Raw genomic sequence first — 13,704 nt, forward strand, 5'->3', positions numbered from 1 at the left:
GCCGCTCTTGGTGCATACTGCTTGTTTGGTACTCATGTGATATACTTTCTTGCCAATATGTCCAAAGGAAAAAGATGCCAGGAGGAAGTCATGACAGAAATAACCAATGCAGACGTGATTAAGGCCTATGCTGAATATCCTCAGGATCTCATCGAAGGGTTTGGTGAGGAAGGGGATTTCACGCGCAAACATCTTCTGAACCCAGCCATTTTTGCCCTGCTTGGAGATGTGAGAGGCAAAAGCATTCTGGATGCAGGATGTGGCCAAGGATATCTCTGTCGGCTCCTTGCCAAAAAGGGAGCAAGCATCACAGGTGTCGAGCCATCCGAAGCTTTCTACACGTATGCGCGGAGCCGAGAACAGGAGGAACCATTAGGGATTCGCTATGCGCAAGCTGATCTCTCGACCTGGACGCCACCCTTGAATACCTTTGATTTTGTGATTGCGAACATGGTCTTGATGGATATCCCCGACTATGAACCTGCACTCAAGAACTGTGTTGCGGCACTCAAGAGCGGTGGAGGACTCCTTTTTTCCATCCTCCATCCGTGTTTTGAAGAAACAGGATCAGCATGGAAGGAAAAAGGCTATGTCGAGGTCCGGGACTATTTTGAGGAACGAACCATCAAACAAACCTATGGAGGATACTTCATCCATCGCCCACTCAGTACGTATCTAAACAGTGTGATTCAAGCGGGCTGCATACTCCAAAGGGTGATTGAGCCTCAACTAGAGAAAACGGTTGCCGAGTTGCACGGTGCTGAACGCTATTGGTTAGTCCCTGGCTACCTGGTCATTTTTGCTACGCGCGTTTCGCCTCTGAAAGAAGCGAGATAGTGGAAAGAGGGCTTTTCTCAGATTGCGTGGAGTACCCGCTGGCGGAGGAGAGGAAAACCTGCTCTGCCATACCCCTGTCTTTTGATCAATTTCAGCTTGGTCACGTGGCCTTCGACCATGCCGTTATTGATCGGCCAGGTTAAGCCATTTCTCACCGCGTCTTTGTCTTTCTCAACGCCAGCAGCAAAGGACTGGAGTTCGGGAAGGTTGCTTTGTTCCACCTGGGCGAGCCAGGCATCGAGGAGATCTCCAGTGCGTGTGCGCAGCATCTGGGCAAATTGCTGAACCAAGTCATAGGCCAGATCGACTTCTGGGTTGATCTGGCGAAGCTTGACGAGTGTCTCCTGTTCCTCGACGCGCAGTTCTTCTGAGCGATGAAGAAAGAGGAAGGCAGCTTGCCGTGACGTGGGGAGAACAGGTGCCTTCGACGAGGAGTTAGCCAGGTTCTTCCGCCCCGTCGGAAGCAGGCGGACAAGATTGTCACGCACACTCTCATAGGATCCTTTGTAGTTTTGCTCCACCAGTTCTCGAAAAAGGCACGCAATATTGTGGCAGCCTTCTTCCCAGCGCTGAAAAAGATAGGGAAGATAGCGATCAAGTTGGTTGCTCTGTTCACGCGGTTTGCGCTCAGGAAACATCCCAGCAGCCAACCAGCTCTGCACAGTGCTGGCACCCATGCCGACCTGGCGGGCAAGAGCGGCTTGACTCATGCCGAGCTTGTGCAAAGCGATCACTTGCTCATAACGGGCTAGACGCTCCTCGCGTCGGTTGTGTTGAAGGCTCTCCAGCTTTGGAGAAGATCTGACCGCTCGTTTGGATTGCCACGCTGGTGGTTGCTCATCAAGGATAGCTTGTGCCTCACGTTTGCACTGAGTTGCCAAATGGCGCGCCAGCAGCCCTCCAAAGCCTCTCTAAGATTCTTGAGCAAATGGAACCTGTCCGCATATTGAATGGCCTGGGGCGCGCCAGCCGCAGCAGCAGAGGCATATTCCCCTCCCCGGTCCCGGCTGATCGCCATCAGATCGGGGTGCTGGCGCATCCAGCCTGCCGAGGTGTCCGCTTTTCGGTCAGGTAAGAGGTCTACCACTCGCCTGCTTTCCAGGTTCACCAGGATCGTCCCGAAGCGGAGGCCACGCCGAAACGAAAAATCGTCTATCCCAAGAAAGAGAATCGATCCGCGAAGGAGATCGGGGAGATCCATAATGCGGCGCAGAATCGTCTGGCGAGTGGTCTGGATGCCCAAACGAGCGGCGAGCCTGGCGCCCCCTTTGCCACAGGTGCCCAATCCGATAGAGGTGATCTGCTGGCAGTGCCGGATCGTCATCCTGGCCCAGGGTTCCACAAAGGCTGGGAGACGTTCGGTAAAGATTTTCCGCTGACAGAGAGGATTGCGGCAGTAGAATTTCCGAACGGTGAGGAACAACTGAACCCGGCGTCCTGCACAGGGCACATCACGCAAGACCCGGCGATAGTGGCTTTGGATCGAGGATGACAGGTCAGAACACAATGGACAACACGATGTAGGATGTGTCGCAACGACCGCAATGCCCAAACCGTTTTCGGTGATCTGGATCTCATCAATCAACATCCCTTCAGGCAGGGGAAGCAGGGGCGTCCTTTCCATCACGACCTCATTCTTGATGATGAAATGCTCTTTTAGAAGGAACTATATCACTATTTGCCAATGCATAAAAGCAAACAAGCAGTATGCACCAAGAGCGGCCATGAGCCGTTTAATCCTGGGATTTACAGGCACTATCCCCATTAAAATTGCGCACGAGTTGAATATAATAGTTGATCATTTCAACATAGGCATCCAGGGAGATCCGTTCGTTGATCCCATGTGGTCCCGCTAAATCCTCCTGAGGCACCTTGAGGGGCAACGTCCTGTAGACGTTCGTCGAAAGCTGCGCCCAAGCATAATGACGAGCATCGGTCGCGCCAACAACCAGCGATGGAGCGACAAGCGTATCGCTTATCGTCTCCTGGACCGTCTTCTGGAGCATGTGAAAACTCCATGTATCGACCGGCGAAATCACTGGCGAAGCTTCTCCACACAACTCAGGGATAGGTTCGACCTCTACGCGTGGATCGTCGATAATGGCTCGAACCATCTGCATGACGCTCTGAACAGTATCCCCTGGAAGCAAGCGACAATTGACAGTAGCGGTTGCTGTCAGCGGCAGCATCGTGGCTGCCTTTTCACCAGCATGGAAGATACTGGGAGCAGTCGTTGTCCTCATCAATGCATTGCTGCGTTCAGCAGCCGTTAGTTGTCGTTCGATCACAGGACGGAAGAGCCATAGGTTGGCAAATATTATTTTGAAGGGGAAGGTCATCTCTGGCCCCAGATAGCGAAACAGCTCTCGCATTGACTCGGTCCAACGAACCGGAAAGGGATGCTTTTCGAGCTTATTGATGGCTGCCGATAAAATGCCTATGGCCGTTTGGCGTGGTGGCATGGCGCTATGTCCACCATTGGCATGCGCGATCAATTTGAGATCAACAAATCCTTTTTCCGCTGTTCCGACGAGATCGACCCAGATCGATTTTGGGAGACCTGGTGCCATTCCTTGGACCGTAAATAAGCCTTCGTCAATGACCGCTTCAAAGTGCAGTCCTTGTGCTTGCAAATAGGCCGCGATTTTTTCGGCTCCTCGATGCCCTTTCGGCTCCTCATCCTGCCCAAAAGCGATGTAGATGGAGCGCGTTGGCTGAAAGTTTTCGTGAAGAAGAAACTCAGTCGCTTCGAGAATGGCAAGAACACTCCCTTTGTCATCAAGCGTCCCCCGGCCCCAAAGATAGCCCTCGGCAATCGCACCTGAAAATGGTGGATAGTTCCACCCTTCACCTGTCGCAGGCATGGTGTCATAGTGGCCTGTGACAAGCAGAGGTAGCTGCTGATCGTCGCTTCCCCTCCAAAGGAAAAGCAGCCCGTGATCGTTGATGACGGTCTTCTCAAGTCTAGAATGGATCAACGGAAAAGATTGCTGCAAGTATGCCTCGAACTTGCGAAATTGACTCCAATCAATCTCTATGCCTGCGGGAACCTCGGCGATGGTCTGGATCTGGATGGCTCCTTGAAGGCGCTGAACGGCCTGGTCCCGGTCAAGAGGATAGCATACCTTTTTTGGGACGATCATTTGCTTCGATTGAAACATCAGGGTACGCACCAGGACGATTCCTACCAGGAGAACAAGAATGGCAACGACACAAAATACACTAATGAGCAGAGAATTCATATCTCTCTTCCTTTATGCCCGCTTTGGTGCTCTTAAACAAGCCAGCGGTTTATTGCTCTGAGTATAACACTCTTTCTCTCACATGATTTTGCTTGACCTGGACATTTTTTCCGGCTGAAGCTTCAAGGCTTCCTCATGCGTTTGAGCAAAATAGTTTAGGAAGTCATAATGGAAAAACATATAGCCACCACCGATTTTACGAATGAGCATACGCTCCGCAGCCTCATTCAAAAAGCCTACCATATTTAAAGGCATCAGATCAGCTCGATAGAGATACCAACGCAAAACATAATGTTCAATGACCGCAATCAAACCATGTAACAACCCGAACTCTAAGGCAAAAATCAGGCTGAAGATGATTGCAAAATCCATTCCGAGCACGTAGCCACCAGACAAACCTCCTACCAACCCGAAGGCTCCTCCTGCCACAAAGCCAGAAGCTAGTCCTCCTACCAACCCAAAGATGCCGCCAGCAAGAAGACCATGCCTGAGTGATCTCTTGATGCCTTCATTGGAAAGACTATAATAATGTTCAGAGAGCATGTTGCTCGTCCAACCACTTTTTAGTGTTGCTGTGAAGAAAGCGGTCACAGAGGTAATAAGGCCAATCATCAGCCCACAGACCAGTCCAAAGCGAAAACCGTAGACCAGCCCGTTAAACAACGCACTTCCTCCTCCCAAAACAAGCATGGCACTGAGCATAATCGCGCTCCCGATAGTCACTCCTTTGACAATGTTTTGTCCAAAATCACGTTTCACACCAGAAAATGACCATGATACAATTTCTGCTGGTCGAATAGCACTTGCTAATCCAGGTATCAGCGTGTTTCCTCCACCAAAACCCATACCTACGCCCACAACGATAAGGGTAAAGGTGATTGTCGTTGATGCCACTACGTGTAGTGCTATATCAACAAGTCCAAAGGCTCCACCAGCCAGACAGCCCAAGATGATTGTATCGCCGAATTTTTGGCTCCAAGTTCGCTGTATGCTCGTTTTCGTCTGGGGTGCTTCGTCCTGTGACACTCGCACACACGCCAGAAGCCCACGCTGAAAACCCAAAATCAGCCCGCAAAAGATTCCGACGCTTGTTCCAAAGGAGAGGGCATGGATGATTTTTAAAAAGAGAGAGACGTTTCCAGCCGTGAGGAAAAAAAATGGCATACCTATAATGCCAATAGGAATGCCAAACAACAGACCAGCTCGTCCACCAGCAAATATTCCTCGCCATACTGCTTTCCATGAAAGCGTGAGTGTCTCCTTGGCGAGGAGGATCACAATGGGCAGGAGAAGAGAGAGAAAAATCCCTAAGCTTCCTGAAGCATCCAGTCCTCCACCAAGCCCTGGTGCCATCCAGCCAAAAATCTTATTCCCTGGTCCACTGCCAAGCTGACCCAATAATCCAGCCCCCACGCCAAAAATATTTTCCTGCCCCGGCCCGGCCAATCTTCCTCCGCGCAACCAAGCAAACGATCCAGAAATAGCGATGGCCTGAATCCCATAAATCAGGCGAATGATCATACTTTGATAATGAGTGAGCCGCCGAGTATGCAGCGCCCACTCCGGCTGTAAACGCTCTAGGTAAATTTCTGTTTGACCACTTCGCCTCATATACCATGCTAACCAGCCAAGCCATTTCATCACCTTCTGATCGCTATACTGCTGAGAAGGTCTCCGCCGTAACAATCGCTCAACATAGCGATCAAACAGAGCAGAACGATGGCCTTCAGAAGAACTTGTTTGAGAAACCTCTTTAACTGTCATTCCTGCATACGTCGATGCCAATATACTCAGCATCAATGGTGTGGAGCAAAGCTCTCGCAAGTCGGCGTCATGTTTGAGTGCAACTTTCATCGCCACCAACTCAGAGCTTTGCGCGAGATACGCTTCAATCTGGTTTTCAGAAAGCGGCTGCACCATCACCGCACTGCTTAAAATAAGACGGGCAGGCTGGGACAGATAATCATTCGTACGCGAACACACCACCATGTTGACCAGTCCGTGATCTTGCCGATAGTGGTTGACCGCCTCAATGCAAGCGCCCTGCGCGGAAGATTCATCGAGTCCATCTAACAATGGAAGAATCTGATCTTGCTCGATCCATTGCGCCGCCAGCCGCCGAGGAATTTGATACTTCGTATTCAACTCTTCAACCAGCCATGCCGCAAGTGATAGCTGCTGCGGCTTCCATGAAGCCAAATGAAAGATGACCGGAATGGGATGAGTATCGTCCTGTCTGGCCCGACCAACTAAATCACGAGCTAACTCTAGCAACAAGGTTGATTTTCCTGCACCACCTTCTCCTAAAATGAGCAGCTCTCCATCCGCAGCATCAAAGACATCGACAATTGATGTCCCCATAGGCACTCTAGTGGGGAAAAGAGAGGCTTCTCGCGATGCTCTGAGCCAGGGACTAGCAATCGCATCTGGGCAGTTTTCCAACTCAAGCGGTATGAGTCGCAAATGGTATTGATCGAGTACACCAGCAATATAGCGTGACTGAAACCGTCTGAGCATTCTCGTCCGGCTATCACTTCCCCGAGATAATATCTTTCTCGCTCTTGGTTCTGCTTCTTCGTGAAAGGCAGCAGCTTGACCTGGTGGCTCCGGCTCTTCCGGTCGATCAAGGATAACCGTCTGCGATACCTGTTGAGAACTACGTCCATTTAACCCAAGCTCCTCTACCGTCATGCCAAAAAGGTTACACAGGCGCTCCCTCGCATCCAACGACGGCATACGATACCCCCCCTCCCACAAGCGCACCGTATCTACACTAACAGGATCTCTGGCCAAAGTGTTTTTTGCCCATGTAGAGTGGGATTCTTCCTCTCTGCCTGAGCGCCAGTTTAGGAGGGAGTCTCATTCTACATGAGCACAGACAGCAAGTAGCCTGAAACCCTAGTGATGGATTCTTTTTTTTATCGGAGTATACGGAGTCTTCGATTTTGGAACTTTCGATTTCGAGCTCGTTTCATTCGGCTGATGCCAAATGGAACTAAGATCAGGAGAAGAGGAAGAAGCAACAGAGAGAGGAGGGCGATGCCAATGATTTTGTTCGTCGACGGGTCGACTTGACCCCGCTTCATTTCCTCATAGCTATACTGTCTGGTCACGAACGATACTGTCTCGATACAAATGTCCCCAGGTTTCATTTCTTCGCCTCCACATAGTACGCCCCCCCCTGGGGGGCTACGAAAAATACCGCATAGAATACGACTGCAAGCAAGACAAAGTATCCGACAACGGCACAACCTAACCTCAAGCGTGTAAGGAAGGGGATGCGCATCTTCATGCTACCTCTCTATACGTTCTCTGCTATATCGTGTGTCCAACAGCAGTTTATTGTAGAAGGGAAAGGATGTTTTCACCAGGACACATTATGGCCAGATTGCGACAAATACATCTATTTCTGTTTTTTCTAAAATTGCTTTTTCTACCTCAAGTGGATATACTTGAGGTAGCTCTCAGATAATCGATATTTTAGTAACTATTCAGATGGTCCATAAAGAAGATGTCAATCATGCTTGCACCTTCGCTGTTTTAACAGCTTTGACGAGCAGGACTGTCAATCTACGATGAACGGCAGACATTAGCGAGGAATAGCAGGCTTCTGAGGTGTTATTCATGTGTTGGTCTGTTTTTCTGTTTGAAAACGTGAACAAACAAAACCAATATCAACACGAACAAACAGAGGTTGATAAGAACCGCTGGAGTCATCAGAGCGTTTATGTGCCCATTTGAAACGATGAGAGAGAGAAATGGATCAAGACCGATCACCGTGCGAGGTGGATCATTTTCAAGCCCAGGATTATGAGAGGGAAGACGGTTGTTAGACAAGATCCACTTTTGGGTGAAAGAGAGGAGGAACAACAGTCCAGAGAAAAATCCCAGCAGACAGAAAACGAGAGCTGGATGGCGATACCACGCCAGGCTCCTTTCTCCATGGCTCCTCCCTGTTTGATAGTGACGTACTGCCCTGGGAAAGCACATACAACCAATGAGGAAACACCAGAGGAGTCCAATTTCAGCGGTATTCCAGGGATTTGTGGCAAAGGATACATTCATGCAAGAGACAACGGCGAAAGAGATGAGGAGGAGTGCTCCCCCCATCCAATGAGCAGGACCGTTTTTCGGGTCTTGGTCTGGAACATGACGAGATTCTCCTTTTTCGATACTATCAGAAGATAGACGAAGCTGCTGGCGATTGTGACACCTCTTCAAAAGAATCATGAAAAAGCAGGAAGAACAGGATTCCCCGCCAAGGTTTGTTCCAGTGCAGCAAGCAGCTTCATCCCTTGCTTGCGCAACGTGGAAAGATAACTGCGAATGCGACAAAACATGGCAATGCCCTCTTCGGTGCGAAAGCCTCCAGAGACCTTTTGCTGGACTTTCATCATGCGAAGATCTCTTTCTGCTTGATTGTTGTCAAAAGGGGCGGCAAAGTCGTGGAGAAATCGAAGGACCATCCATTTCCCTTGAGGGAGCCGTTCGAGGAGGTTGCGTGCAGAGGATTGCTTGGCACGTCCTGGTTTTCGCTTCCCCTGTTCAGATTTCTTCGGTGGTGGGGGAGGAGGATTGGCTCGATACCCTTCAGCGAGGATCTCATCATAGCGCTGAAGGAGACGCGCGAGCACCAAGAGATCCACTTCCCGTTGCCCTGACGCTTTGGCTTGCTCCACCTCGTGTTTCATCGAGAGGAGGAGTTCTTTCATCGCACGCGCCCAGGGCTGTTTCAACTCCTCATCGAGAAAGGTCAGTTCACGCAAGTGATGCACATTGCACCAGGCTTGGGTGGAGCCGTAGCCCTGATAGCTCCGCAACCCATCATGGACGCTGGTGCCTGCAAATGCAGGAGCAATGCCAATGGCATCGAGGGCTTTGCGCCCTCGGCTTGGATGCGCGGCGTAATGCGTGAGCCGATTCGTCGAGCACACATGAACCCACCAGCCTGTTTTGTCGACGCGCATCCCCGTTTCATCTTGATGAATCACCTTTGCTTTCACCAACGCTGTTTTGAGATGGGTTTCTGCTTCTGCTAACTGCTGATGACAGGCCCGAACAAAGGTGGCGACACTGCCAGCTGAGAGTTGGACGCCGAGCAGTTCCTGCAAGAGTTGGCTCGCACGAGCGTAGGGGACGGCCTGACCTTCGACCAAATAGGCAGCCAGGGTCTGAATACCGGTCCCATATTGTGCAGGAGCCGAAATGCCTGCGGGGAAGGACGCTCGGGTGAGATGGAAACAGACCGGGCATTGCTTTTCTTCCACGCGATGTTCTCTCACCCAGAGGAGCTTGGTTGGCAGATCGATGACTTGGCGTCGCTCTGGCAGGTGAGCTGGTTGGGAACGCAGATTGTGGTGGCAATGCTCACACCATTGAACCGGATGAACGAGGATCTCATCAGGCGTCTGGGTTTGTCGCAAGTGGTGTCCACGATGACCATTTTGTCCACCAGGTTTCTTGCCGCTCGGCTGCCGCAAGCTCTTAGGGGGACGTACAAAACGATCAGAGGAAGGAGGCAAACTGCTATTATGGCGATCTTTGGCGAGCTGACCTTCTAGCATTTTGAGGCGCTCTTGTTGAGAAGTGATGAGTTTTTCAAGCATCTTGATGTGCTCCTGCTGCGATTCAATGGCCTTGATCGCTTGCCTGAGACCTTCACGCAAGTCGTGATTTGCTTGGCGTAGCTTATTTAATTCCTCATCCATTCTCATGTATCTACTCTAACAGATGCATGCTGTTTCCGCAACTGCATGGCCCATCTGAATAGTTACTACCATTTCGTTATCCGGGAGATACCTCTTCTTCAATCACACTCACACACACCACCAGAAAGCGTTGATGCACATCAATTCCTGCACAGCGCTGATACATCACTTCGAGACTCATGATGACCGCTCCTTTGTTGGGTCTCCTCCTTTTTCGTTTTTCGTTCGTCGGGCAACCTCCCAAGGGGTGTCTGTTTTGTGCAGTGTTATTCTTCGTCTTCTTCTCGACCAACCAGCGCCGAGAGGCTCGGCAAGCGTCGATGAGGCCACATGGAGTGGTTCGCCCAGACACCTCAGAACAGTTTCATTTCCACGCTTGGACACAGTATTCTGTTGCTCGTCTTTTCTCTGGGACGTTGCTGCTTCGAGTATACTCCTTTTCATGCGGAGTGGTGAGCCGCCTTAGCGGCGCATGACGTTTCCATTCATACTCAGAGGCCTACTCTGGGACAATTCTTGCGTGCTGCCGAAGCATGGGTGAACTTTTACAATCAGGAGCGACCTCATGAGGGGCTCTCGAATCTTTCTCCGCTGCAGTATGCTCAACAACATCACTTACAAGATATTCCTTATCTCACCTTATAGAACTGTCTATTTTATGTTTGTGCTCAAAAAAGTCAACGACTCCTGGATTTGGATTGCCTTCTGCCGTCAGACGCGGCAAGTGGTCGCCTACGCGGTTGGGGATCGGAGCAAAAAGACGTGTCAGCGGTTATAGGAAGCCATTCCAGAGGGATATTGCCAAGGGCATTGCTTCACTGACTTCTGGGCGGCCTACGCGGCGGTGATCCCCAAGGAGCTGCATACCGCCGTGGGAAAAGAGACGGGAGAAACCGCCCATGTAGAGTGGTGGAATAACACCCTACGGCAGCGTCTGGCCCGTTTTGTGCGCATGACGTTATCATTTTCCAAGTCGGTGCTGATGCATGAGGCGTGCTTGCTCCTCTTCCTCCATCGCTACAATACAGAGCGGGCCATCCTGCTCAAGTGAGCCACTACCAAAAATAACAACCCATGTGCGTATTGGCCTGCCAAGGAAAGCGACGAAAGGAGCGGCTTGGCAGGCCAATACGCACGAGTTACTCTTTTTAGAGCCCGAATGTTAAAGAAGCCAAAAAAGAGCCTATAATAGTAAGCATATGATCAAGTAGGCTTACTCTTTGAACTCGTCAATTTCTTCTGAATTTACAGTTCTGCCTAGATGCTTGCTCAATCCCCCTAGTATTCTTGCTCTCGTTAAAGGTGAAATGCTTTCACCATCTTCAGCACGTTTAATACTAGATGTCGAAACATCTGCTATCGCTGAAAGTTCTGGACGAGATAGGCGAGCCACGTTTATACGAAATTCTTCTAATTTCATAGTCGTTCCCCTGAACTAAATATTATTGAAGCCAGTATAGCATAGAAGCGCAGGAAATGCTACCTAAAGTTACTAACTGGATACTCAAAACTATCCAAACGGGTTCAAAGATATTGAAATAATGCCAAGAATATGTTATAGTTGGATAGATAAAAATCGCTTAATGACAGAAAAAGGAGGTGATAGCAGATAAAAACTGGCTCTCGTCTGCAAACGAGAGCCAGCAAGTGAGAACACAAAAACCTTTCCAAGTCCGGAGTTCTCTGCGCTCAGCATAGCGCATAGAGGCTCCCCAGTCAAGAAAGAGATGATGCGTATGTCTCAAAGAGCCTCAACAACGTTCCATCTTCTGACCGATGGGCCAGTCACGGTTTCCAACGTTGTCTTTTTTCGCGGCGTAGAGGCGGGATACCAAGCCTATCAGAATGCACAAATCCCGCTTAGCGAACATGATCTCTACGAATACCTTGTCCATCGTCTTCTCGCTTTTCCTGATTCGACCTGTGAGAATACAGGGTGGGTCGTTGGGTGGGTGAAAGGTTTGCTAGAAGCCTCTGCTTCTCAACAGCTACCCTCTGCCTCACCTGGCAGGCGTTGTGAGGAGCCTACTCCTTACGGGGATAACTTTCTTCCTGTTATCCCCAATGACGACCAACGTCACAGTGTGATGAATCCATTCTGTTATGTCCCCCTGTGCCCCTGTCACGAGGACCAGAGCAATATTGCGGAGGTCGCTGGCTACGTGAACAACGATCTTCTGACTCCAGAAGAAGCAACCGACCATGTTGCAGGGAAGCATATCTAGCCGGGAATAACCTCCCTCTTGTTGCTTATAGACAACAAGAGGGAGGCAGAGGAGAAAATGCATGAAGCAAAATAGAACGAGTCTCACCTCTCACTTCTCTGGTGAGATACAACAGCAAGACGCCTCACGCCAGCGCGTTGGCACCTCGTTTGGTCTTCACCCAGAAGATACACCTAGACTGACAGACGAGACGAAGCCCATAGGCATTGATACGATCCTGATCTGTGCTGATCCAGCCTTTCATAATGGGGTGCAATCAGAACGGAGCGAGTTTCTCGCCCTGGCTTTTGAAAAGCGCGAGATTGTCGCCCAGGACGTCGAGAACGCTCTGCAATGGGCGATGTACGACACCTTGCGCCCGGCACTTTGGTGCTACGGTTATGTGTGTGGCTGGAACCAGGAGTTCTATCAATATGCAATGCGCAAGCGACAGGCACAATCCAACAGCCCAAAGCCAGCACGCGACGAGAGGGGGGAACGCTAATGCCCCCTTCTCGCTATCGCCCAACATTGGAAACCGAGCATCCACCCAAACGCGGAAACCGCGCTACCAGAACACCCAGAGAGGACAGAGGCACCCAAGACCAGATCGACGAAGATGCCTTGTATGAGACACGCCCCCATACCAGTGTCGTACGCCAAGGCACCTACCATCCAGCCAGGACAGACGTACAGGCAAAGAGCCGGGTCAAGGTGTATGTCCATGACCAACCCAGGCAGCAGAGGCCGCACCAGCAGCCGCCCCTCTTGCCCGTTGGCACGTCCAGGCCATTTCATGTTCCCCGTTGGCCTGCCTATGTAGGACTGGCAGGCGTGTTGATGGTTGGGGGATGGCTTGGAATTGGAGCCTTCAATCAGACGTGGCAGACGTGGCAAGACAACCTGCACTATGGACGCCCTCGTACCTACCAGACCGACGCCGTTGTTGGTCACAATCATGACACGAGCACAGCTCCATCGCACTTCATTGTGCTCAACCTCCACGGCCAGATTACGGTCATTGAAATACCAGCAGGGGACCCAAGTAAGGCGTACGCTTACAAGACAGGCATTGCATTGTTGGGGAGTGGGCAAGACTTGACCCCCGCACAGGTGGCATTCAAAGACCTGAACGGAGACGGCAAGCCTGACATGATTGTCACCGTTGGAGATCAAAGCATTGCCTACAAGAACGAGAACGATGTGTTTAGCTCGACACCCATGAAGGAGGTCAAAGAGTGATTGCCACGCCAGCGTACCCCATCCAAGCCAAGCAGCCACAGCGACCCCAGGAGCGCGATCCCAGGGGATCCCGCCAAACCATGCGTATGCTGACAGAACGCGTCAACGACCTTCTGGGCGTCACGTTTAGCGGTGAGGATGAATACATCGTCATCTCGTGTAAAGAGACTATCACAGCCACCCTTGCCCTGAACTTTCAAACCACGTTCCAGACAGTGCGCCCTATACAAGCCGTGTTAGTCTCCTATGGCAAAGTCAGCACATCGGGAGATGGCTATATCGTCATCCGTTGGCGTGGAGTTACCCCAGAAAGCTTCTTTGACCAGCTCGACCAGCTCAATAAAGAGGTACTTTTCTATACGGCCTTTAATGCCGGACCACTCGACACCTGTCGAGCACCTTGGGATACCATCACAAACGCCTGATGTCTCAGGGGAGAGTACCATCACCGTGTGCTCTTCCCCTTCCTGC

General features: G+C 50.8%; 12 protein-coding genes and 1 pseudogene. 7 read left to right on the forward strand and 6 right to left on the reverse strand.

Going from position 1 to position 13,704, the window contains the following annotated elements:
• Positions 1-90: 90 nt before the first annotated feature.
• Entirely contained in the window at positions 91-837 is a 747-nt protein-coding gene (locus JMJ16_RS32840) for a bifunctional 2-polyprenyl-6-hydroxyphenol methylase/3-demethylubiquinol 3-O-methyltransferase UbiG (protein ID WP_201388461.1), read from the forward strand.
• 17 nt (positions 838-854) lie between these two features.
• Here the strand turns inward: JMJ16_RS32840 and JMJ16_RS54740 are convergent, their stop codons facing one another.
• The 5 genes from JMJ16_RS54740 to JMJ16_RS32860 form a co-directional block, all read right to left on the reverse strand.
• A complete protein-coding gene (locus JMJ16_RS54740) occupies positions 855-1,547 on the reverse strand; it encodes a transposase (protein WP_236601766.1) in 693 nt (230 codons plus the stop codon).
• 38 nt (positions 1,548-1,585) lie between these two features.
• Positions 1,586-2,461 carry an ISL3 family transposase gene (locus JMJ16_RS54745; RefSeq protein WP_236601767.1) on the reverse strand — a complete coding sequence of 292 codons (876 nt, stop codon included), beginning with the start codon at positions 2,459-2,461 and terminating at the stop codon, positions 1,586-1,588.
• A gap of 109 nt (positions 2,462-2,570) precedes the next feature.
• Entirely contained in the window at positions 2,571-4,079 is a 1,509-nt protein-coding gene (locus tag JMJ16_RS32850) for a M20/M25/M40 family metallo-hydrolase (protein WP_201388462.1), read from the reverse strand.
• Positions 4,080-4,157: 78 nt separating this feature from the next.
• Positions 4,158-6,815 carry an NACHT domain-containing protein gene (locus tag JMJ16_RS32855; RefSeq protein ID WP_201388463.1) on the reverse strand — a complete coding sequence of 886 codons (2,658 nt, stop codon included), beginning with the start codon at positions 6,813-6,815 and terminating at the stop codon, positions 4,158-4,160.
• Positions 6,816-8,305: 1,490 nt separating this feature from the next.
• Positions 8,306-9,787, reverse strand: coding sequence for an IS66 family transposase (locus JMJ16_RS32860; RefSeq protein ID WP_201388464.1), 1,482 nt, complete (start codon positions 9,785-9,787; stop codon positions 8,306-8,308).
• A 483-nt stretch (positions 9,788-10,270) separates the two neighbouring features.
• Here JMJ16_RS32860 and JMJ16_RS57370 point away from each other — a divergent pair, with 483 nt between their 5' ends.
• Together JMJ16_RS57370 and JMJ16_RS54750 are read left to right on the forward strand one after the other, a co-directional pair.
• A complete protein-coding gene (locus JMJ16_RS57370) occupies positions 10,271-10,432 on the forward strand; it encodes an integrase core domain-containing protein (protein WP_374229132.1) in 162 nt (53 codons plus the stop codon).
• A 13-nt stretch (positions 10,433-10,445) separates the two neighbouring features.
• Positions 10,446-10,838 (forward strand): annotated as a pseudogene (locus JMJ16_RS54750) (IS1 family transposase).
• A 162-nt stretch (positions 10,839-11,000) separates the two neighbouring features.
• Here the strand turns inward: JMJ16_RS54750 and JMJ16_RS32880 are convergent.
• A complete protein-coding gene (locus JMJ16_RS32880) occupies positions 11,001-11,207 on the reverse strand; it encodes a hypothetical protein (protein WP_201388468.1) in 207 nt (68 codons plus the stop codon).
• Positions 11,208-11,523: 316 nt separating this feature from the next.
• Here JMJ16_RS32880 and JMJ16_RS32885 point away from each other — a divergent pair, with 316 nt between their 5' ends.
• From JMJ16_RS32885 to JMJ16_RS32900, 4 genes are all read left to right on the forward strand, one after another.
• Entirely contained in the window at positions 11,524-12,012 is a 489-nt protein-coding gene (locus tag JMJ16_RS32885) for a hypothetical protein (protein WP_201388470.1), read from the forward strand.
• A gap of 61 nt (positions 12,013-12,073) precedes the next feature.
• Complete coding sequence (locus JMJ16_RS32890; RefSeq protein ID WP_201388472.1) at positions 12,074-12,496, forward strand: hypothetical protein; 423 nt, start codon at positions 12,074-12,076, stop codon at positions 12,494-12,496.
• Positions 12,496-13,233, forward strand: a complete 738-nt coding sequence (locus JMJ16_RS32895) for a hypothetical protein (RefSeq protein WP_201388474.1) — start codon at positions 12,496-12,498, stop codon at positions 13,231-13,233. Before JMJ16_RS32890 ends, JMJ16_RS32895 begins: the two co-directional genes overlap by 1 nt.
• The gene (locus tag JMJ16_RS32900) at positions 13,230-13,658 is read left to right on the forward strand and encodes a hypothetical protein (protein WP_201388477.1); all 429 of its coding nucleotides are present in this window, start codon (positions 13,230-13,232) and stop codon (positions 13,656-13,658) included. Before JMJ16_RS32895 ends, JMJ16_RS32900 begins: the two co-directional genes overlap by 4 nt.
• Positions 13,659-13,704: the final 46 nt, after the last annotated feature.

This window comes from Ktedonobacter sp. SOSP1-52, assembly GCF_016587395.1.